Source organism: Methanoculleus sp. UBA430 (assembly GCF_002506585.1).
GTDB lineage: Archaea > Halobacteriota > Methanomicrobia > Methanomicrobiales > Methanoculleaceae > Methanoculleus.
This window is the reverse complement of the sequence record NZ_DAXW01000006.1, coordinates 1-18,938: the sequence shown is the minus strand read 5'-3', so window position 1 is coordinate 18,938 and position 18,938 is coordinate 1. Positions and strand designations below refer to the sequence as shown.

At 63.5% G+C, this 18,938-nt stretch carries 22 protein-coding genes; 13 read left to right on the top strand and 9 right to left on the bottom strand.

Annotated elements, in window-relative coordinates; all coding sequences use genetic code 11:
- Positions 1 to 26 precede the first annotated feature (26 nt).
- Complete coding sequence (locus BRA49_RS05510) at positions 27 to 941, bottom strand: transcriptional regulator (RefSeq protein ID WP_292384217.1); 915 nt, start codon at positions 939 to 941, stop codon at positions 27 to 29.
- A gap of 47 nt (positions 942 to 988) precedes the next feature.
- Between BRA49_RS05510 and BRA49_RS05505 the strand changes: the two genes are divergently transcribed.
- From BRA49_RS05505 to BRA49_RS05485, 5 genes are all read left to right on the top strand, one after another.
- Positions 989 to 2,269 carry a tRNA(Ile)(2)-agmatinylcytidine synthase gene (locus BRA49_RS05505; protein ID WP_292384215.1) on the top strand — a complete coding sequence of 427 codons (1,281 nt, stop codon included), beginning with the start codon at positions 989 to 991 and terminating at the stop codon, positions 2,267 to 2,269.
- 518 nt (positions 2,270 to 2,787) lie between these two features.
- Complete coding sequence (locus BRA49_RS05500) at positions 2,788 to 3,723, top strand: deoxyhypusine synthase (RefSeq protein WP_292384214.1); 936 nt, start codon at positions 2,788 to 2,790, stop codon at positions 3,721 to 3,723.
- Positions 3,720 to 4,355: an orotidine-5'-phosphate decarboxylase gene (gene pyrF, locus BRA49_RS05495; protein WP_292384213.1), complete on the top strand. Its 636-nt coding sequence runs from the start codon at positions 3,720 to 3,722 to the stop codon at positions 4,353 to 4,355. Before BRA49_RS05500 ends, pyrF begins: the two co-directional genes overlap by 4 nt.
- Positions 4,356 to 4,473: 118 nt before the next feature.
- On the top strand, positions 4,474 to 4,836 hold the full coding sequence (nrdD, locus tag BRA49_RS05490; protein ID WP_292384210.1) for an anaerobic ribonucleoside-triphosphate reductase: 363 nt from the start codon (positions 4,474 to 4,476) through the stop codon (positions 4,834 to 4,836).
- Positions 4,833 to 5,717, top strand: a complete 885-nt coding sequence (locus BRA49_RS05485) for an adenosylcobinamide amidohydrolase (protein WP_292384208.1) — start codon at positions 4,833 to 4,835, stop codon at positions 5,715 to 5,717. Before nrdD ends, BRA49_RS05485 begins: the two co-directional genes overlap by 4 nt.
- A gap of 8 nt (positions 5,718 to 5,725) precedes the next feature.
- Here the strand turns inward: BRA49_RS05485 and BRA49_RS05480 are convergent, their stop codons facing one another.
- Complete coding sequence (locus BRA49_RS05480; protein ID WP_292384206.1) at positions 5,726 to 5,920, bottom strand: DUF1858 domain-containing protein; 195 nt, start codon at positions 5,918 to 5,920, stop codon at positions 5,726 to 5,728.
- Between the two features lie 337 nt (positions 5,921 to 6,257).
- Between BRA49_RS05480 and BRA49_RS05475 the strand changes: the two genes are divergently transcribed.
- The gene (locus tag BRA49_RS05475) at positions 6,258 to 7,484 is read left to right on the top strand and encodes a nucleotide-binding protein (RefSeq protein WP_292384203.1); all 1,227 of its coding nucleotides are present in this window, start codon (positions 6,258 to 6,260) and stop codon (positions 7,482 to 7,484) included.
- Positions 7,481 to 8,047: an RPA family protein gene (locus BRA49_RS05470; protein ID WP_292384200.1), complete on the top strand. Its 567-nt coding sequence runs from the start codon at positions 7,481 to 7,483 to the stop codon at positions 8,045 to 8,047. Before BRA49_RS05475 ends, BRA49_RS05470 begins: the two co-directional genes overlap by 4 nt.
- Before the next feature lie 196 nt (positions 8,048 to 8,243).
- On the opposite strand, the gene BRA49_RS05465 is transcribed toward BRA49_RS05470, so the two are convergent.
- From BRA49_RS05465 to BRA49_RS05445, 5 genes are all read right to left on the bottom strand, one after another.
- Positions 8,244 to 8,600 carry a hypothetical protein gene (locus BRA49_RS05465; RefSeq protein ID WP_292384198.1) on the bottom strand — a complete coding sequence of 119 codons (357 nt, stop codon included), beginning with the start codon at positions 8,598 to 8,600 and terminating at the stop codon, positions 8,244 to 8,246.
- Positions 8,587 to 9,066 carry a hypothetical protein gene (locus BRA49_RS05460; protein WP_292384196.1) on the bottom strand — a complete coding sequence of 160 codons (480 nt, stop codon included), beginning with the start codon at positions 9,064 to 9,066 and terminating at the stop codon, positions 8,587 to 8,589. Before BRA49_RS05460 ends, BRA49_RS05465 begins: the two co-directional genes overlap by 14 nt.
- Positions 9,067 to 9,286: 220 nt before the next feature.
- Positions 9,287 to 9,916, bottom strand: a complete 630-nt coding sequence (locus BRA49_RS05455) for a recombinase family protein (RefSeq protein ID WP_292384194.1) — start codon at positions 9,914 to 9,916, stop codon at positions 9,287 to 9,289.
- Positions 9,917 to 10,107: 191 nt separating this feature from the next.
- A complete protein-coding gene (ribB, locus tag BRA49_RS05450) occupies positions 10,108 to 10,785 on the bottom strand; it encodes a 3,4-dihydroxy-2-butanone-4-phosphate synthase (protein WP_292384192.1) in 678 nt (225 codons plus the stop codon).
- Positions 10,778 to 11,446 (bottom strand): DUF120 domain-containing protein, encoded by a 669-nt coding sequence (locus tag BRA49_RS05445; RefSeq protein WP_292384190.1) that lies wholly within the window; start codon positions 11,444 to 11,446, stop codon positions 10,778 to 10,780. The genes ribB and BRA49_RS05445 overlap by 8 nt, the downstream gene beginning before the upstream one ends.
- Before the next feature lie 120 nt (positions 11,447 to 11,566).
- Between BRA49_RS05445 and BRA49_RS05440 the strand changes: the two genes are divergently transcribed.
- The 4 genes from BRA49_RS05440 to BRA49_RS05425 are packed head-to-tail and all read left to right on the top strand — an operon-like array spanning position 11,567 to position 14,875.
- Positions 11,567 to 12,277 carry a helix-turn-helix domain-containing protein gene (locus BRA49_RS05440; RefSeq protein WP_292384189.1) on the top strand — a complete coding sequence of 237 codons (711 nt, stop codon included), beginning with the start codon at positions 11,567 to 11,569 and terminating at the stop codon, positions 12,275 to 12,277.
- On the top strand, positions 12,271 to 13,323 hold the full coding sequence (locus BRA49_RS05435; protein WP_292384188.1) for a hydroxymethylglutaryl-CoA synthase: 1,053 nt from the start codon (positions 12,271 to 12,273) through the stop codon (positions 13,321 to 13,323). Before BRA49_RS05440 ends, BRA49_RS05435 begins: the two co-directional genes overlap by 7 nt.
- Positions 13,320 to 14,480, top strand: a complete 1,161-nt coding sequence (locus tag BRA49_RS05430; protein ID WP_292384185.1) for a thiolase domain-containing protein — start codon at positions 13,320 to 13,322, stop codon at positions 14,478 to 14,480. The genes BRA49_RS05435 and BRA49_RS05430 overlap by 4 nt, the downstream gene beginning before the upstream one ends.
- A gap of 2 nt (positions 14,481 to 14,482) precedes the next feature.
- Positions 14,483 to 14,875, top strand: a complete 393-nt coding sequence (locus BRA49_RS05425) for a Zn-ribbon domain-containing OB-fold protein (protein ID WP_292384183.1) — start codon at positions 14,483 to 14,485, stop codon at positions 14,873 to 14,875.
- Between the two features lie 277 nt (positions 14,876 to 15,152).
- Here BRA49_RS05425 and BRA49_RS05420 read toward each other — a convergent pair whose 3' ends face one another.
- A complete protein-coding gene (locus tag BRA49_RS05420) occupies positions 15,153 to 16,091 on the bottom strand; it encodes a class I SAM-dependent methyltransferase (protein ID WP_292384182.1) in 939 nt (312 codons plus the stop codon).
- Positions 16,092 to 16,134: 43 nt separating this feature from the next.
- Here BRA49_RS05420 and hmgA point away from each other — a divergent pair, with 43 nt between their 5' ends.
- Positions 16,135 to 17,343 (top strand): hydroxymethylglutaryl-CoA reductase (NADPH), encoded by a 1,209-nt coding sequence (hmgA, locus tag BRA49_RS05415; protein WP_292384180.1) that lies wholly within the window; start codon positions 16,135 to 16,137, stop codon positions 17,341 to 17,343.
- Positions 17,344 to 17,353: 10 nt separating this feature from the next.
- Here the strand turns inward: hmgA and rimI are convergent, their stop codons facing one another.
- On the bottom strand, positions 17,354 to 17,818 hold the full coding sequence (gene rimI, locus BRA49_RS05410; RefSeq protein WP_342686091.1) for a ribosomal protein S18-alanine N-acetyltransferase: 465 nt from the start codon (positions 17,816 to 17,818) through the stop codon (positions 17,354 to 17,356).
- A 151-nt stretch (positions 17,819 to 17,969) separates the two neighbouring features.
- Here rimI and BRA49_RS05405 point away from each other — a divergent pair.
- On the top strand, positions 17,970 to 18,938 hold a 969-nt coding region (locus BRA49_RS05405; protein ID WP_292384178.1), incomplete at its 3' end, for a DUF1015 domain-containing protein.

The following is an 18,938-nucleotide window of genomic DNA, read 5'->3' as shown; positions in this document are numbered from 1 at the left end:
AGGTTTGTAGTTCTATATAAAACTACTCACTCGTTTATCATATCTATGAGTTCTGAGCCGTCTTCGAGGGTGTGAAGATGCTTTTCGCCGATAAGGAGGGTTTTGCCGATCTTTTTCTGCTTTTTGTAATCCGTGACGACGCACATGGCAAACGTCTTCGTGATCTGGGATATGTTGCCGATGAGGGAGGCGCGCTTGACGACCTTCTGGGAGGTGCCGTATGCCGTCAGGATCGTATGCTTCTCAAAGAGCGCCAGAGCCTGGAACGGGGCCTGCCGCATGGCGTGGATCTCCATTCCCATGCGCTCGAGATCGACGAGGACATCGCCGGTCGCGGATTCGGGAGGCCCCTCGGGCTCCGGGGAACGGTAATCGACGAGTTCGATCGTCTCGACGAGCTGGGCGCTGAAGAGTTCCTCAAGCCGGATGGCGATATCAAGCGTGGTCCCCATACCGCTCTCGTACTTGCTGATCGTCCGGCGGGAGACCCCGAGGTGCGACGCGAGGTCGCCGAGCGACATCCGGGAGCGCTCCCGGACCTCCCGCAGGAGGTCGCCCTTGATCTTCACGTAGAGGCCGCCCGGTGAGGCGTAGACCATCGGTGAGAGCCCTTCCGCGAAGTAGTCGTAGAGCGTCTCGGGGCTGAGGGCGAAGAGGCCGTAGCGGATGTAGACGACCCCCCGCTCCAGTTCCGTATCGCGCGCCCGCTCTCCGACGATGAGCGGGGTGGCCTGGAGGTGCCGGGCGATCAGGTTGAGGTCGCGGGCGATATCGGCGCTCACGCCGTCGATGTGGGGAGCAACCTTGATGATGACGAGGGTGTCGCTTTTCTTCGCGATAAGGTCGAAGCTCCGCGGACGGATGTTGCATCGCTCCGAGACGTCGAAGCCTGCAAGGAGCATGATGCTGATGACCATCTGGGGGAGGCGATCCTGTGTCATAACCCGTAAGAATCGATATAGCCGGAGAACATATAAAATATAGGTTCATGTGGATCGGGATCGATGATACGGATTCCCCCGCGGGGATGTGCACTACCTATATCGGGGCGGTCCTGGTGCGGCGGCTCGCGCAAGTGGGTATGCGCATCCTCGATGTCCGGCTGATCAGGCTGAATCCGAACGTCATCCACAAGACCCGGGGGAACGCGGCGGTCTCTATCGAGGCCGAGGGGAATCTGGAGACGGGGTTCCGGCTCGCCTCGACATGCGTCGAGGAACTTGCGGAGTTCGACGCCCCCGCGACCAACCCGGGCGTGGCGGTCTCCCGCCTCCGGCCGCCGCCGGACTTCTACCGCGCGGCGCTCCGGGAGTTCTGCACCGTCGAGGAGGCAATCGAGGTGCTGGAGTCGGTCGGGGCCCGGTATCGCGGCTACAAGAACCGGCGCGGGCTTATCGGCGCAACGGCCGCGATTGCAAGCGATCTCCCCGACCGGACCTACGAACTGCTCGCCTACCGGAAGCAGGAGCGGTGGGGCGCCCCGCGGCAGGTGGACCGGGCAAGTTTCTTTTGCGCCGAGGAGGCGACCTACCCCCGTACCTGGGATACGGTGGACCGGGCAAACGACGTGGTGGTCTGCGTGCCCCACACGCCCGATCCGGTCCTCTTCGGGATCCGGGGGGAGAGCCCGGCGTGGGTCAGGGAAGCCCGCACGTACGTCGTCGCGGAGGAGCCTGCCTGCGAGCAGGTGTATGCCACCAACCAGGGGACAGACGCCCACCTGGCCCCGGGGACGGTCGGAGAACTCCGGGAAGGCCGTTCGTACCTGGTGCGGGGGACGGTCGCGGGCCCGGCCGTCACCGGGGTCGGCGGCCACGTCTCGTTCCCCCTTGTGGACGAAGAAGGCGAGGTCCGGTGCATGGCCTACGAACCGACCAAGGGCTTCCGGGACGTGGTGCGAGCCCTCGTCCCGGGCGACGGGGTGGCCGTGGCCGGGAGTTACAAGGGGGGAAGCCTCAATCTCGAGAAGATCGGCATCTGCCGCCTTGCGGACACCGTCCGGATCCACCCGCCGCTCTGCCCGGTCTGCGGGAGGCGGATGACGAGTGCCGGGGCGGGGAAAGGCTACAAGTGCCGGGTCTGCAGCGAGCGCAGCCGGGAGCCCGAAGTCGAGCAGGTCGAGCGCCGGATCAGCCCGGGCTGGTATGAGGTCCCCCCCACCGCCCGCCGGCACCTTGCACGGCCGCTGGTGCGCGGCGTCCCTGCGTGGGAAGAGGCCGTGCTCCGGTCGGGCGGGGAGTGCGGCCGGGAGCCCGGCCAGGTAAAATAAATAGACTTTACAAAAAAAGATTTATAATGTTTGTGCGTTAACTAATCCCTGGTGATCCCGTGCCGACTATCAGCGGTGAGTACGCATTCCGGCAATGTCCGCCCGCAAGGCTGCCACCCGCGGGCGACCAGGGCCGAGAGGATGCCGTACGGATTCGCGGTCGAACATGCACGGAACGGAGACGAAAAAAGCCCTCTGGATGCTCCTTTCGTTTTCCGGCCCCGAAAGTCCGCTCATAGAGAACGCTCCGGTACACACCCGGACTTCCCGACACGGCGGGACAGGCGGGATCATCCCGTGTCGGATAACCAGTTATCCCCTGTCTAACAGCGGGAGTCCATCCCCGGATTCCCGCAAGAACCCAACACTTTTTACCGGTTGCCTCGTTTCCGTCCCGGTCTCCCGATCATACTCCTCGGGCGGCACGCCGGGGAGCGTTTCGCGGCGACCTCTCCAGGAGACGATCTATTATCGTGCATGACCGCCAACGATCCCGTAAGAGACTGGTGTACATTATCATGACCTTCGAATATGGGGATGCGGTACAACAGGCACGGGTGCGCCCCGGTATGACGGTCGGCGAACTCGTCGACGAACTCGGGAAAGCCGGCGCCTACAACGGGGGTTCCCTCTGGCAGGCGGTCAACATCTACGAGCGGATGCTCCGCGACGAGAAGGCCCTGAAGTTCTTCGGCCTCTCGGGGGCCATGGTGCCCGGCGGCATGGGCGGGATCGTCGCCGACCTCATCAGGCAGGGGCACATCGACGTCCTCGTCTCGACGGGGGCGAACCTCACCCACGACACCATCGAGGCGATCGGCTGCCACCACTACCATGGGACCTGCCAGGTTTCAGATACCGAACTCTGCGAGGAGGGAGTCAACCGGATCTACGACATCTTCCTCCCGAACGAAGCGTTCATCAGGTTCGAAGAGTTCATGCAGGACGTCTACTCCTCCATCCCGGAAGGCTCGACGGTCTCGATCTCCGGCCTCCTCAACCGGATCGGCAGCAGGCTCACGACCGGGATCCTGGCCGAGGCGGCGAAGGCCGGGGTGCCGGTCTACTGCCCGGCGATCCAGGACTCGATGATCGGGCTGCAGTACTGGCTCTTTTCGCAGACGCACAAGGTGACGGTCAGCGCGTTCGACGATATGCCCGGGCTCCTTGACAGGTGCTTTGAGGCTAAACGGGCCGGAGCCCTCTTCGTCGGTGGCGGCGTCCCGAAGAACTACATCCTGCAGAGCAAACTGATGACCGAGAGTGGGTTTGACTACGCGGTGCAGCTCACCGGCGACCGGCCGGACCTCGGCGGCCTCTCGGGCGCGACGCTCGACGAAGCCCGGTCGTGGGGCAAACTTACCCGGGAGGCGACCGCCGTGACGGTCTACGGCGACGCGACGATCAACCTGCCGCTCCTGGTGGCCGCGACCCTGGAGAGGCTGGAAGGATGACCGAGCTCATCCTCTCTCTCGACGTCCTCGACCGGAAGCAGGCGGCGAGGATTGCCGGGTCCTGTGCGCCCTTCATCGACGCGGTCAAGATCGGCTACCCCCTCGTCCTCGCGGCCGGCCTCTCGATCGTTCGCGACCTTGCGGACCTCGGTCTCCCGCTCATCGCCGACTTCAAGGTCGCGGATATCCCGAACACCAATCGCCTCATCTGTGAAGCGGTCTTTTCAGCCGGCTTTGACGCCGTCATCGCCCACGGTTTCGTGGGGGCCGATGCCGCCCGGACCTGCGTCGAGGTGGCGCACAACCAGGGTGGGGCCGCCTACATCGTCGCGGAGATGAGCCATCCCGGGGCGACCGAGTTCTTCCATGGGGGTGTGGCCGAGCGGATCGCGACGCTCGCCGTCGCCTGCCGGGCCGACGGGATCATCGCCCCCGCCACCCGCCCGGACCGGATCGCCCGGCTCCGCGAGATCGTCGGGGAGAAGGCGATCTACTCACCGGGCGTGGGGGCCCAGGGCGGCGACCTCGATACGGTGGCCCCCCTGGTCGACGGGATCATCGTGGGCAGGAGCATCTACGAGGCGGAAGATCCGGCAGCCGAGGCCGAACGCCTCTCCCGCATCCGCCGGTGATGAGTTCTCCGTTCCGATCCCGCCAGGGAGATGACGAGCCCTATGAGTGGTCTGAGGCGGATGCGGCTCACGCCGCACCATCTGAAGAATTATATGTTCGCCTGACGATACTGCTATCATGAACTGGAGCCACGAACAGCAGAAATTGGCGGAAAAGTACCGGAGCCTCGACGAAATCCCGACAGAAGAGCGGCGGTACAAGTGCCACACCTGCCACTTCGTCGTGGACGAGACGCCCTGCCCCCACTGCGGCGAGACAACGCTGGAGGTCATGTGCCCGCTTGACCACTGCGACTGCCACCACTCCATCGTCGAGACGATCGAGTACTGCCCGCTCTGCGGCCATGCCGTCTGCCCGGAGTGCGGGAGCCACGACGTCGTGCAGATCAGCAGGGTCACCGGATACCTCCAGGATGTTGCCGGCTGGAACGCGGGCAAACAGCAAGAATTAAAAGACCGGGTTCACTACACCGTCGTATGAGGCATTTTGTCAGAGACGACGCTCTTTTCCTGCGCGGCCGGTTCCGGGCGGCGAGCACCGGCATCAACGGCGGTCTTTCCGACGTCACGACGGTCTTGAACCAGACGGTGCCGCACGATTTCAAGGACGACCCGCGGCGCCACCTCGACCTTCTCACCGCACGATACGGCCTCTCCCGCAAGTGCTTCGGGCTTCTGACCGCCGTCGATATGCGGCACCTCTGTGTACTCCAGTACGACTTCGTCACCGTCTTCGTCACCGCCGGGGTGACGAACCCGACGGGGGCACCTGCCTCTCCGCACACCATCAACATCATCGTCTACAGCCGGGAGGGGTTGTGCGACGCGGCACTCCTCGAGACGATCATCACCGCGACCGGGGCGAAGGCCCAGGCGCTCCACAACCTCGGCTACGAGTTTCCCGGCACCACGACGGACGCGGTCGCCGTCGCCTGCGAACGTGACGCCGCTCAAGCGCACACCTACGCCGGGACGCTGACCGAAGTCGGCAGGCGGGTCCATGCGGCCGTCCTGCACGGGCTCCCGGAGGCCCTCGCGCGGCAGCAGGGGAAGGTCCGGCGGGACGGTCCGTCGTTCTTCATCTACAGCCGCTACGGCGGGGAGCACTGGGTGGAGTGGCAGAAGGAGGGCTGCCCGTACTACCCCTGCCACTTCCCGGGCCAGCGGTGCGATTACTGCTACTGCCCCCACTACCCCTGTGCCGACGAGGACCTCGGGGAGTGGATCGAGAGTTCGAGCGGCGGCAGGGTCTGGGCGTGCACGGGATGTACGCTCCTGCACGTCCCCGAGATAGCAGACTACGTGAAAAGAAATCCCGAGGCAGCTCTCGCGGAGCTCAAGCGCCTCAGGAAGCGGTTGTAGGGTGCAGTTCACGCCTCGGCGATGCCGAGGGCAGAGAGCATCTCATCGAGGGGGACGCCGTGCGCCTGGGCGGCTTCCCGGATCGTCTCGTTATTTGCAATGGCGCAGCCAAGGCAACCCATCCCGAACCGGAAGAGAACCTGTGCTGAGTCGGGCTTCTCCCGAAGGAGGTCCGCGATTGTACTGTCCGCATTTAATACCATACACCTGATGTTGTCCCTGCCCCTATTTATACGTTGAAGGAGCGGGCACGGAGATCGCACGATCCTGCCGCGAACCCCGGAACGGCGCATCCGGCCGTCCCGGCCGGGTGCGGATACCTCTGCCGGGCAGAACGGCCCCGTCTCCCCGGCGAGGAGACGCCTGCCGGCTCTCCCGTCCGCACGCATGAAGCGGCAGCGGAGACAGACTCCCGCCGGCGCGCTCTTTGCCCATCGGCCCCACCGGCGGCGGTTCCGGAGAGGGACCCGGTTTCACTTTCACACCGCACGCCGAGGCTTAATACCCGGGGGAGTCACAGTATAGACTGGAGATGTAAGTATGAACCTATCAGAGGTAACAGAGAGAATCTCCCGGAAACTTGAAGCAAAAGGCGCACAGCCCGATCGGCAGAAGATCGAATCACGCCTCCGCCGTCTTGTCGAGGAGTTCGGCGTCAACACCGCCGAGGCCGAGCGGACGGTGACGGGTGATCTCGCCCGCGAGTACAACCTCACCGGTGTCGGGAGCACTTCCACCGAGCTCCGCCCGATAAGCGAGATAACCCCCGGTGAGTGGGTGACGATCGAGGGGAAGATTGTTTCGCTGACCCCATCACTCTCACCCTCGATCGCGCAGAACGGGATCATCGCCGACTCGAGCGGCGCCATGCGCTTCGTCGCCTGGGCCCGGGCGAACGCCCCCGTGATGGAGTACGGCCACTGGTACCGGATCGAGTCCGCGGTCGTCGACGAGTACAAAGGCGCACCGAACCTGAAGATCCACTCGGGCACCACCATCTCCCGGATGGAGAAGGATGCACCGCTCCTCCCCTCGATCACCCCGGTCGCCGAACTGAAGCCGGGTGTAGGGAGCGTGCGGGCCAAGGTCATCCAGAACTGGGAGGTCTCCCACGACAGGATGCTCCAGACGGGGCTCCTCGGCGACGAGACCGGCACCATCAAGTTCGTCATCTGGAAGGAAGAGGGCAAAGATCAGTTGGACCTCAATACGGTCTACAACATCTTCTACGCCACTGTTGACGAGTACAACGGCAGGCTCTCCCTCGCCCTGAACACCGCGATGTACATATCCGACGAGGGAGACATCGAAGTCGGGCGGAACGAGACCGAGATCCAGGGTGCGCTCGTCCATATCGCTCCGGGCTCGGGCCTGATCAAGCGCTGCCCCGTCGAGGGCTGCAACCGGACCCTCTCCCGGCAGAACTACTGCCCGGTGCATGAGATCCAGCCAGAATTTCGCTACGACCTCCGGCTGAAAGCGGTCTTAGACGACGGCATCCGCGCCAAGAACATCCTGATGCAGCGCGAGATCGTCGAGAAACTCGCAGGGATCACCCTCGATGAGGCCGTCGGGATCGCGGAGACGAACCCGCTCGGTATGGACGAGATCTTCTACCGGATCCGGAACGCAGTCCTCGGTCGCTACTACACCTGCAGCGGGAACGAGTTCGGTGGCAGGCTGCTCGTCGACTCCTGCTCCCCGGTCACGTTCAAATCCGAGGAACTGGCTTCACTGCTAAACCGTGCCGGGGGTGAGGCGGCATGAAACCCCAGAGCGCATTCGAGCGTGAGCCGGCCCGGCGGGTCTTTGCAAACGAACTCCGCGAGACCCGGTACCAGTTCAAGGAGAGCGAGGACGAGAAGAGCCCGACCTATGTCCTCCTCCCGAGCGGCATCCGGAGCAACCGCATCTTCATCGTCGGGACCCTCACGGAGAAGCAGCGACAGGGCGACCAGAACGTCTTCTACCGCGGAAGGGTAGTCGACCCGACGGGGACGTTCTTCATCATGGCCGGGTCCTACCAGCCCGAGGCGATGCAGCAGCTCGCCCGGATCGAGCCACCGGCATTCGTCGCCGTCGTCGGCAAGCCGAACCTCTACACGACCCCGGACGGGACCTGTCTCGTCTCGGTCCGTGCGGAGTCGATCTCGGTCGTGGACCACGAGACCCGCGACATCTGGGTTCTCGACACTGCCCGCGAGACCCTGGACCGGCTTGACGCCTTCGGGACCACCGAGGACTCCAACAAGGCCCAGGAAGAGTACGGGACGCGGCCGGACGTTTACCGGAAGATCGTCTACGACGCCCTCTCGCAGGTTCAGCTGTAGAGGCTCTACCTCCGAAAACCCTTTTTTGCGGAACCGCCGCATTATTCGCTTCCGGCGGCAACCTTCACGGCGCGATACCGGTGCAATATCGTCCCCTCTGCTGTACTACCGCAGGGACCCGTCCGGGCTTACGGGAAATGCCTGACGAGGGACCGGGAGGAGGTCCCGCCATCCAGAAATGATGGATCTTGTCCTCTCACAGCCTGAAGACGAAGAGGTTCCAGAAGTTGACCCACCACGCCAGCATGATCAGTCCGATAACGACGATGCTGTAATGCACCCGGTGCCATACGGACCAGGAGCGCCGCCTCCAGACCGGGACGGCAGAGGTGGCGGCCACGGCCGATAAAAGCACGGCAATGACCGGGACGGTCATGACTGCGCTCAGGGCAAGAGGAACCGTCCGGCCGAACATGTACGACTTGAGGAGTGTCATATCGCCCATCACCGCCGGGAGGAGAACGAGCACGAAGACGACGAAGAGCAGGAAGGCCGCTCCGGCCACCAGGCGGACATACACGGAGAGTGGCGTATCGCGTTCATCTGGTAGCACCGTAGACCCGCCGGGATACGGCCATGATCGGCCATACGAAAACCGTCAGGAGAATCGCGAGGCCGGTATTCTTCACGCCGTCGGTGAACGGATCGGTTGCAAACCATGCTACCCGCTCGAACGCGAAGATAGGCAGGTTTTCGAAACAGAGGAAGTCTATGGTGCCCTGCTCGTCCTCACGAAAGACCAGGTTCCCGTAAGATGTCAGTTGACCGCTCGATTGCGCAAAGACACCGGGAGCGACCTCGCCGTATTCGGACGGAGGGCTTCCGCTCGGTGTAAACAACAGCGCCTTCTCTCCCTGTTCGATACGTATCTGCCCGGGCGGCGTGAGATAGAACTCGAACGTCTGGTAGTTGTGACGTGTCGGCTGGTAGGTCCCGGTATATTTTCCGGCGGGCGTTCCGGAATCTTTTGCGGGCGCGGTGGATGCGGAGGCGGGATAGAACCGATCGACAAACTTCATCAGGAGATCGTCTCTCGCTGTAACTCCTCCGCGACTGTTGTAGGAGACGAAGAATCCTGTCGCCCTCTCGGGAATTATTGCAAGAAGGGAATGGAACGTATCAATGTCGCCGCCATGCCCAATTATTCTCTCGTTGTTCAGGCGTGTCTCGTCATCAGCCGTCTCCGGCCGGAGAGATGGTTCAGTGTCCTCTTTGCCGACCGGGTGCCCTTCGACTACGTCACTCCTCCGGGGACTCCTGCCGGGCCCCCTTCCACTCCCCCTTCAGTTCGGGGTAGTCCGCCAGGATCTTGCTGACCGTGCTCCTGCTGACGTCAAACATCCTGCAGATCTGGCTGATGCTCGTCCCGGCCTGTCGTATCGTGATGAGGGCCTCGACCTGGCCCTCGTTGAGCGCCTTCGGCCTCCCGATGGGCCGCCCGTCTCCCCCCTTCTCCGTCTTCTTCGAGGGGAGGAGCGCAGTCTTGTGGGTGTTCTCCCGGTACTGGCCCATGTACGCGACGAAGTTTGCGACGGCCTCTCTTCTCTGCTCCGGGTCGTCGCGGGACCCCAGGAAATCGTTATGCACGCAGTAAACCGTGTATCGGTCGTTTAAGGCGTTGAGGGTCGCAAGCCCGACGTCCATATCCCGGGCAAGATCTGCAAGACTATAGATGACGATCTCGGGACAGTTCTTCGCGGCGCAGTACTCCAGCATCTCGGCAAAGCCCTTCCGCTTCTCGGGAGGCGTTGCATTCGCCCGGTGGTCATGGAAGATATTGACAATCTGGAATCGATATTTGCAATAGTTCTCGACTTCACTCTTTTGTGCTGCAAAATCCCCCTTCTTTCTTGTATTCAAGTATGCCACGGCATCTCTTTTCATCCGTTTATGATGCCGTACAATTATATATATTGTTTTTGGAAACGCACGGGCAACGCTTCCTTACGGCATCGCGATGAATCCCACGCACATTCCGGCACTCTCCCGGCAATGTGTAAAAAAGGCCCTCCCGGAACATTTCGGGAGGGAGAACCCGGAGGGGCGGGAAGAGGAGGAGGTCAGACGTTCGGCTTTTGAGATTCCCAGCGGTCCAGGACCTCCTGTCCCTCGACGAAGACGAGCCCGTGCTTCCGCGCATACTCCACCGCATCTTCCTTCTTGAGGGCAAACCCCGTCTCGTCGTCCAGCATCTCGCAGATGGTGACCGCCGGCGTGATATTAGCCATGGCGGCAAGGGCGATCGAGAGTTCGGTCTGCCCCCGCCGCTCGTCGAGCAGCCGGTCGGCGGCCCGGAGGAGCGCCATATGCCCCGGCGTTCGGAAGTGCGCGGCAAAGTCGTGACCCCCGCCGTTGAGCGACTTTCTCACCTCGTCCGCGATGGCGGTGACCGTCAGGGCCCGGTCCCGGTCCGTGATCCCCGTATAGGTCTCGCGGTGGTTCACCCAGAGGGAGAACGAGGAGTGGTTCTTCGGGTCGTAAGGGACCTCGCCGTCCTTCTCGACGAGGCTGCAGGCTCGCAGGACGTCGTGGGCGAACGGCAGACCGAGCCGCTTTGCCGCCTCGGGATGCACCGCCGTGCAGATCAGGCCGCCGCCGTCTTTGCGCATCTGCCGGATGTGGGCGGGCGTGACGGCGTCGGACCGGATGGCAAAATCGGTCTCGCGCTCCCGGTTGTCAAAGTCGTATAGCAGGACGAATTCGCCCCTTGCGAGGGCCTCTATGGCTGCATCAATCATGGGTAATCTCCACCTCGATTGTATCGTTATCATTCAGGTTCAGGACGTTCCGGAGTTCGCATCCGGCGATGACCTCGATGATGTCCTCCGGGTAGTGCGTGCGAGAGGGCTCGACGATCGCGCATCTCCGGCCGTCGATGCGGCAGGGAAGAACCCTGGCGCCGCCGAACGTCCGCTCATCGGCGGTAAATCCCGGAACGTCGATCCATCCGGCGTGGTCGAGGTGCTTGCGGACCTCGATGCTCGCCGCATCGAGCCTGATGTTCAGGGTGCCGGGGAAGGGTTCAAATCCCAGGCATTCACCGAACAGCTCCTTGTAGTGAGGGATGCTCATGTAGTAGCGCCCTTCGCCGAGGCCGCTTATCACGGTCCCGGCGAGGACGTACTGCCTCTGCTCCGGGTTGAATATCCTGACGTAATCCGTGTACTCCCGCTTCAGCGCCTGTCCGCCCTCCCGGGTGACGGCGACATACTGGCCGTCGGGTTTCATCGACCGGATGATGAACTGCTGCCGCTCAAGCGCGATCAATCGCCGGGAGGCGGTCTGGGGGCTGATCCCCAGTTCATTCCCGAGAGACTGCGATGAGAGCCAGATCGGGCCCCGGCATCCGCCGAGCAGGGCAATCGTCTTCAAGGACTGCAGGTCTTCCGCTTCAACCATTATACCATAATTGAGATGCATACTATATACGGGTTGCGCAACGATCCGGGTCGGCCCACTTCGTGAAATGTCGAAATGGCATACGCTAATTATTTAAGTCGGAGTGTCAACAGTACCTGCATGAAATCCGGAGTGCGGCATCAACTTGCCGAGAAAATGGCAGGAGAGATCACGCTCTCGGACTCACCGGGTCAGGCCCTCAAGAAGTGGCGGCAGAGCTTCAACATCCCTCCGGGGGTGCTCGCCGAACGCCTTGAGGTCTCGCCTTCAGTTATCAGCGATTACGAAAGCGGACGACGAAAAAGTCCGGGAACCGCCATCGTCGGCAAGATCGTCGATACGATCCTCGCAATCGATGAGGACAACGGCGGCCGGTTCATCAACAAATTCGCAAAAATCCTGTACAGCGAATTCGACGAAGACGTCATCTACGACATCCACGAGTATGCCTCTCCCGTGAGCCTCTCCGACTTTGCCGGGGCCATCGACGCCGCAACACTCTGCGGCCCGATGGACCAGACGGTCTATGGGTATACAGTGATCAACAGCCTCAATGCGATCCTCCAGCTCTCGTCGAGCGAGTTCAACCGCATCTACGGCTGGAGCACGGAACGTGCTCTCATCTTCACCGAGGTCTCGACCGGCAAGTCCCCCATGGTGGCGATCCGGGTCACCCCCTTCAAGCCCCGCTGCGTGGTGCTGCAGGGGATAACCCCGGAACAGGTCCACCCGCTGATACCGGGGCTTGCGGAGCGCGACCGGATCACCGTCCTCTGCACGCAGATGGATGTCGAGACGATCATCACTTCACTACGAGGAAAACTATGGTAGGCATCTATTCATACGGCGTCTATATCCCGCGATACCGGATTAAAGTCCCGGAGATCGCCCGGGTATGGGGTGCCAACGCAGACGACATCACCAGAGGCCTCGGGGTCTTTGAGAAGTCCGTCCCGGATCTCGATGAAGATACCGCAACGATCGCCGTCGAGGCGGCCCGTGCCGCTCTCCGGCGGAGAGCCGTCGATCCCGACGCGATCGGCGCCATCTACGTGGGCAGCGAGTCCCACCCCTACGCGGTCAAGCCCACGGCCTGTACGGTCGGCGAGGCGATCGGGGCGACCCCGAACATGACCGCCGCCGACTACGAGTTCGCGTGCAAGGCAGGAACGGCAGGCATCCAGACCTGCATGGGCATGGTCAAGAGCAAGATGATCCCGTTCGGGATTGCCATCGGTGCCGACGTGGCCCAGGGTGCTCCGGGGGACGCGCTCGAGTATACGGCGGCAGCCGGCGGGGCGGCGTTCGTCATCGGCGACGCCGACCCCATCGCCGAGATCCACCGGACCTGCTCGTTCACCACCGACACGCCCGACTTCTGGCGGCGTGAAGGCCAGAACTATCCCCGCCACGGCGGTCGGTTCACCGGCGATCCCGGCTACTTCAAGCACGTCCAGGGCGCCGCCCGGCTGATGCTCGAGCAGGCGGGGACGACCCCGAAGGACTACGACTACGCGGTCTTCCACCAGCCCAACGCGAAGTTCCCGCAGCGCGTGGCAAAGATGCTCGGGTTTACCGACGCCCAGATCCGGCCCGGTCTCGTCGTGCCGAGGCTCGGCAACACCTACTCCGGCGCATCGATGATCGGGCTTGCGGCGACGCTGGATGTGGCAAAACCCGGCGAGCGGATCTTCGTCACCTCCTTCGGGTCCGGGGCCGGGAGCGACGCGTTCGATATCACGGTCACCGATGCCATTGAGTCCGGAGAATTCAACAGGGCGGCGGCACCGAGCGTTGAGAAACTGCTCGCCAACCCGACCTACCTCGACTATGCACTGTATGCCAAACACAAGGGAAAGATCGTGATGCAGAGATGAGAGACGTAGCAGTAATCGGTATAGGGTGCACGGAGTTCGGGGAGCACTGGAGCACGTCGTTCCGGGACCTCTTTGTGAAGGCCGGAGCGCTGGCGCTCGAGGATGCCGGGCTCTCCGGCGAGAAGATCGACGCCCTGTACGTGGGGAACATGAGCGCCGGGCGGTTCGTCGAGCAGGAGCACATCGGGGCCCTGATCGCGGACTACGCCGGGCTGGCAAGCAACAACACCCCCTCGACGAGGGTGGAGGCGGCCTGCGCCTCCGGCGGACTTGCCTTCCGGCAGGCCGTGATCGCGGTCGCGAGCGGCATGGAAGACGTCGTGGTCGCCGCGGGCGTCGAGAAGATGACCGATGTCGGGACCGGGGCGAGCGTGGATATGCTCGCGAGCGCCGCGGACCGCGAGTGGGAAGGGTTCGCCGGGGCGACCTTCCCCGGCCTCTACGCGATGATCGCAAACGATTACATGCACCGCTACCCGCTCACCCGCGAGCAGCTGGCCGAGGTCGCGGTCAAGAACCACGAGAACGGGGCAAAGAACCCGATCGCCCAGTTCCGGAACCGGATCACGGTCGACACGGTCCTCAACTCCTCGCTCGTGGCCGACCCCCTGCGGCTCTTCGACTGCTCGCCGATCACCGACGGTGCGGCGGCGGTCGTTGTGGTCCCGCTCGAACGCGCCCGTGAGTTCACCGACTCGCCGGTGCGGGTGCTCGCAAGCGCCCAGGCGAGCGACACCATCGCGCTCCATGACCGGCGGGACATATCCACCCTGGACGCCTCGGTCGCCGCAGGCAAACGGGCGTTCGCCCTGTCAGGCCTCAGCCAGAAGGATATCGACCTCGTCGAGGTCCACGACTGCTTCACGATCGCCGAGATCTGCGCGATCGAAGACCTCGGCTTCTGCAAGAAGGGCGAGGCCGGGAAACTCACCGCAGACGGAGTGACGGCGCTCGGCGGGCAGATCCCGGTGAACACGAGCGGCGGGCTGAAGGCCTGCGGCCACCCGGTCGGCGCGACGGGGATCAAGCAGATCTGCGAGGTCGTCACCCAGCTCCGCGGCGATGCCGGGGCCCGGCAGGTGGATGCGGAGATCGGGATGACCCACAACGTCGGCGGCACGGGTGCAACCGTCGTCGTGCACATCCTGGGGGTGTAAAAATGTCGGTATCACGGTTCTGGAGAAAGATCCCGCAGCGGTATAACCTGGTCGGGACGCAGTGCACGACCTGCGGGCGGTACTTCTTCCCGCCCCGGTCGCTCTGCCCCGACTGCCGGCGGAGCGGCAATATCGTCGACCACCAGTTCACCGGCGAGGGGACGGTCGTCACCTATACGGTGATCCGGTCGGCAAGCGACCAGTTCGACCACACCACGCCCTACGTCCTCGCGATTGTGAAACTCGACGAGGGGCCGAGGCTCACCACCCAGGTGGCCTGCCTCCCGGAGGAGGCGAAGATCGGGATGCGGGTCAAAAGCGTCTTCCGCCGGGTGACGGCGGACGGCGAGAGCGGCACCATCCACTACGGCACGAAGTTCGTGCCGGTGGAATAATATTCAAATTTTTGTCTCCGGGGCTTTTTCGGGCTTCGGACTAAAAGGGATCACGCTCGATACTCTTTTTTTTGACGCCCGCACCCACCCTTCCGGCTAGTCGCGCTTCGCATGAGGCTCTAGCGCCCCTTGCATTGAAAACTCACACGAAGTGCGACTGTCCGCAGGGTGCGGTGGTTTATCAAAAAACTGGATGGAACCGAAAGGTTGCGAGCCGCGAAGACCGGTACCTGTCCCCTTCGCGGCTTCGCGTGAGTCATGCCGCGGCCCAATCCACCTACACCGAAGACTCGCCCGAACCTTCTTTCTCAACAGTAATATCGTACACCGCGTGCCACTTCCCCGGCGAGTAGGTCCTGACCACGCGTTCGACGACCTCTCCCCGGGTGACCGCACGGATCAGGGGGAGGTACTCCCCTTCCCGCTCCTCCAGGGCGTAAAGGTGGATGGTCCCGCCGTCCCGGCAGAGCCGGGCGGCTGTCAGGAGGAACTGCGGTGCGGCCAGGGGGAGGTTCATGACGATCCGGTCGAAGGGGGAAAAATCGAGCCGGAGAAGGTGTCCGGCGTCCGCGAGCATCGGGATGACGTTTTCCGCCCGGTTGAGCGCGATGTTATGGATCATCAGGTGGACAGCGGCGGGGTTGAGGTCCGCGGCGACGACGAAAGCGGCCCGGCGGGCCAGGGTGATCGCAAACGGCCCGACGCCGGCGAACATATCGAGCACCCGCTCCCCCTCCTCCATCGCGCGAAGGACCCGCTGCCGTTCGGTCGAGAGCCGGGCCGAGAAGTAGGCGTGGGCGAGGTCCACGTCGAAGCGGAGACCGTACTCGGTCACCCGGGTGCGGGTGGACGGGACCCCTGCAAGGACGGCGAACCGGCGGATGCGGTACTCCCCCTCGACCGGGGTCTCCGGGAAGAGCACCGTCGCGAGGGACGGCCGGGCGGCGAGCAGCCGCCGGGCGCCCCCGGGGTCGTTCTCCTGCATGATGGCTATCCCGCCCACGAGCTCGTGGCGGGGGAGAACGACCTGTTCCGGCACAGCCTCAAACTCGCACCGGAGAGCGCCCGGGACCTCTCTTACGACCGGAAAGAGGACGGCGCCCCCCTCGGGGCGCGGCTTACAGCGCCGGTCAAGGAGCCCCTCGCCAAGCAGCCGGTGCCGTGTCTCTTCAGCCTCCCTCTTCTCCACCGCAAGGCACCACTGTTCCTTTCGCACGCCGACCACCAGCCATCTTTAGGTATGAGTCCTCATACTATTCATGGATGATTACACGAGGAGGCTGAAAGAAGGCTCCCTCAAACTCTACGCGCTCGAAAAGGAACTCCCCCCGGAGGAAGCGGTCCGGGTGCGGCGGACCTTCATTGAGGAAGAGACCGGCACCGCCCTTCCCGCGGTGGGGTCGTTTACCATCGGGATCGACCGGGTGGTGAAACGCAATATCGAGAACATGATCGGCGCGGTGCAGGTGCCGATCGGCGTCGCGGGACCGCTTCCAGTGAAGGGGGAGTACGCCCGCGGGTCCTACTACCTCCCCCTGGCGACGACCGAAGGAGCGCTCGTGGCATCGGTGAACCGCGGGTGCTCCCTGATCACCCGGGCGGGGGGTGCGGACGTGCGGATCATGCGCGACGGGATGACCCGGGCGCCGGTTTTTGCCGCACGCGACGTCGTCCACGCCCGTGAAGTGGTCGCCTGGGTGGACGAACACACCGCCGAAATCCGCGAGACGGCGGAGAGCACCACGAAGCACGGGGAGTTTCTCGAAGCCGTCTCCTACGTTGCGGGGACGAGCGTCTTCGTCCGGCTCGAGTTCGACACCAAGGACGCCATGGGCATGAACATGGTGACGATCGCAAGCCAGAAGGTGGGCGAGCTCATCGAACGGGAGACCGGGGCCCGCCTCGTCTCCACTTCCGGGAACATGTGCACCGACAAGAAGCCGGCGGCGATCAACCTGGTCCGGGGCAGGGGAAAGACCGTGGTCGCGGGCGTGCGACTGACCGACGAGATGGTCGCCGACCTCCTGAAGACCGATTCTGAGACCCTTGTCGCGGCAAACTACCGCAAAAACCTTGTGGGCTCGGCGCGGGCGGCCTCGTTCGGGTTCAACGCCCACGCAGCGAACGTCGTCGCCGCCATGTTCATCGCCTGCGGACAGGACCCCGCCCACGTCGTCGAGGGGAGCACCGCGATCACCACCGCCGACCGGGTAGACGGCGGCGTCTACGTCTCGGTCACCCTCCCCTCGCTCCCGGTGGGAACGGTCGGCGGCGGCACCGGGATTGATACCCAGCACGAGTGCCTCGCGATGCTCGGCGTCGCCGGAGGCGGCGACCCGCCGGGGACCCACGCGAAAGCGCTTGCCGAGATCGTTGCCGCCGGGGTGCTCGCCGGAGAACTCTCCCTCCTCGGCGCCCTCGCGGCCCAGCACCTTGCCAGGGCCCACCAGGACCTCGGCAGGGGATAACATCCCCTTTCTAAAACCGGAACCACTTCATCATGACGAGGGCGTCTTCCTCGTTCGCGTAGTAGGAATCTATCTGGAAGACCTCCTGGTAGCCGAGGCGGTGGTAGAACTCCTGAGCGCCGGTATTGGTGATCCGGACCTCGAGCTGGACACCGCTCGCGCCTAAAACGGCATACTCCTGTTCCAGGCGACGGATGAGCTGCCACCCGACTCCCCGGCGCCGGTATCCCGGAGCGACCGCGAGGTTCATAATATGCCCATAAACCTCTTCTCCGGTGTCTTCAACGCCCCCGGCAACGAATCCCGCCAGGTTGCCGTTGTTTTTGGCCACAAAAAATGTCTCGGGGTAGTAGGCGAGCGATTCACGGAGCGTCCTCTCATCCCACGGGTCGACGAACGCCGCTTTCTCGACGGCAACTATCTGCGGGACATCGACGGGTTGTGCCCGGTGAATGGTGAATTGAAGCGGCATCATAGTTACCGGCCTTTCCTTTGCGGAGTGCCTTATCTAATATAATGTCAGGAGACAAAATAATAGCCACATACGAGTGGCGGTTTCCATGGTTCAAATCTATCGGTTCGCAGCGGTTCGCCCTGAACGTCGGTACTCTGAAAAGATACCTTCTGTGCCGTACGATGTGGTGACGGCGGATGAAGCCCGGGAATGTATTGAGAAAAACCCTCTGAGTTTCCTGCGGGTCAGCCGGCCAGACGCCGAACTCCCCGACCTCCCCCCGCACGACGACCGGGTCTACCGGCGGGCGCGGGAGGTCTTCGACGGCATGCTTGCAGACGGTCTTATGCAGCGCGACCCGGACCCCGGGATGTACGTCTACCGGGCCGTCCAGGGCGACGAGGAGTTCGTCGGGCTGGTCTGCTGTGTGGCGACGGAGGACTATGAGAACCGACGGATCCGACGGCACGAACTCACCCGATACGACAAGGAGGAGGACCGAACCCGGCACATCGACGCGGTCGGGGCCAACACCGGCCTTGTCTTCCTGCTCTACCGCGACCCCGGCGAGATCTTCCCCTACGTCCACTCTCTCATCGACGGAACGGGGCCCGTCGGGAGCACCGTAACCGGATCTGGCGCGCTTCACGAGGTCTACCGGGTCACCGACGGGGCGGCCCTTTCGCACCTTGAAGACCTCTTTGCGACGGTGCCGGAGGTCTACATCGCGGACGGACACCACCGGGCCAAATCGGCGGTGAACGTGGCGGAACGGCGACGGAAAGCAGGAAGGTTCACCGAAGAGACCGGGAAGTTCATGGTGGTCCTCTTCGCCCACGACCGGGTCCGCATCCACGGCTACAGCCGGCTTGTTGCGGACCTCGGCGGCTACACCCTCCCGGGATTCATCGACGCGCTCTTCGCGGCAGGCTGGGACGTCCGGCCCTACGGGAAGGTCGACGATACGGGCTACCAGATCCCGCCGCTCGCGACCGGGAACGGGCCGGTGCATGTCATGCACTTCTACCTGCAGGGGACCTGGTACGAGGTCTCCCGGCCGGTCGCCGACCCCGCCGACCTGATCGGGTCCCTGAACGTCTCGGTGTTGCAGAAAAAGATCCTCGAAGGGATGCTCGGCATC

Bases quoted from the DNA above. Each gene is read 5' to 3' on its own strand.
- hmgA (WP_292384180.1), top strand. From the start codon at position 16,135: ATGGATGATTACACGAGGAGGCTGAAAGAAGGCTCCCTCAAACTCTAC.
- BRA49_RS05505 (WP_292384215.1), top strand. From the start codon at position 989: ATGTGGATCGGGATCGATGATACGGATTCCCCCGCGGGGATGTGCACT.
- BRA49_RS05430 (WP_292384185.1), top strand. From the start codon at position 13,320: ATGAGAGACGTAGCAGTAATCGGTATAGGGTGCACGGAGTTCGGGGAG.
- BRA49_RS05500 (WP_292384214.1), top strand. From the start codon at position 2,788: ATGACCTTCGAATATGGGGATGCGGTACAACAGGCACGGGTGCGCCCC.
- nrdD (WP_292384210.1), top strand. From the start codon at position 4,474: ATGAACTGGAGCCACGAACAGCAGAAATTGGCGGAAAAGTACCGGAGC.
- ribB (WP_292384192.1), bottom strand. From the start codon at position 10,785: ATGATTGATGCAGCCATAGAGGCCCTCGCAAGGGGCGAATTCGTCCTG.
- pyrF (WP_292384213.1), top strand. From the start codon at position 3,720: ATGACCGAGCTCATCCTCTCTCTCGACGTCCTCGACCGGAAGCAGGCG.
- BRA49_RS05485 (WP_292384208.1), top strand. From the start codon at position 4,833: ATGAGGCATTTTGTCAGAGACGACGCTCTTTTCCTGCGCGGCCGGTTC.
- BRA49_RS05470 (WP_292384200.1), top strand. From the start codon at position 7,481: ATGAAACCCCAGAGCGCATTCGAGCGTGAGCCGGCCCGGCGGGTCTTT.
- BRA49_RS05440 (WP_292384189.1), top strand. From the start codon at position 11,567: ATGAAATCCGGAGTGCGGCATCAACTTGCCGAGAAAATGGCAGGAGAG.
- BRA49_RS05460 (WP_292384196.1), bottom strand. From the start codon at position 9,066: ATGAAGTTTGTCGATCGGTTCTATCCCGCCTCCGCATCCACCGCGCCC.
- BRA49_RS05445 (WP_292384190.1), bottom strand. From the start codon at position 11,446: ATGGTTGAAGCGGAAGACCTGCAGTCCTTGAAGACGATTGCCCTGCTC.
- rimI (WP_342686091.1), bottom strand. From the start codon at position 17,818: ATGATGCCGCTTCAATTCACCATTCACCGGGCACAACCCGTCGATGTC.
- BRA49_RS05510 (WP_292384217.1), bottom strand. From the start codon at position 941: ATGACACAGGATCGCCTCCCCCAGATGGTCATCAGCATCATGCTCCTT.
- BRA49_RS05425 (WP_292384183.1), top strand. From the start codon at position 14,483: ATGTCGGTATCACGGTTCTGGAGAAAGATCCCGCAGCGGTATAACCTG.
- BRA49_RS05435 (WP_292384188.1), top strand. From the start codon at position 12,271: ATGGTAGGCATCTATTCATACGGCGTCTATATCCCGCGATACCGGATT.
- BRA49_RS05480 (WP_292384206.1), bottom strand. From the start codon at position 5,920: ATGGTATTAAATGCGGACAGTACAATCGCGGACCTCCTTCGGGAGAAG.
- BRA49_RS05475 (WP_292384203.1), top strand. From the start codon at position 6,258: ATGAACCTATCAGAGGTAACAGAGAGAATCTCCCGGAAACTTGAAGCA.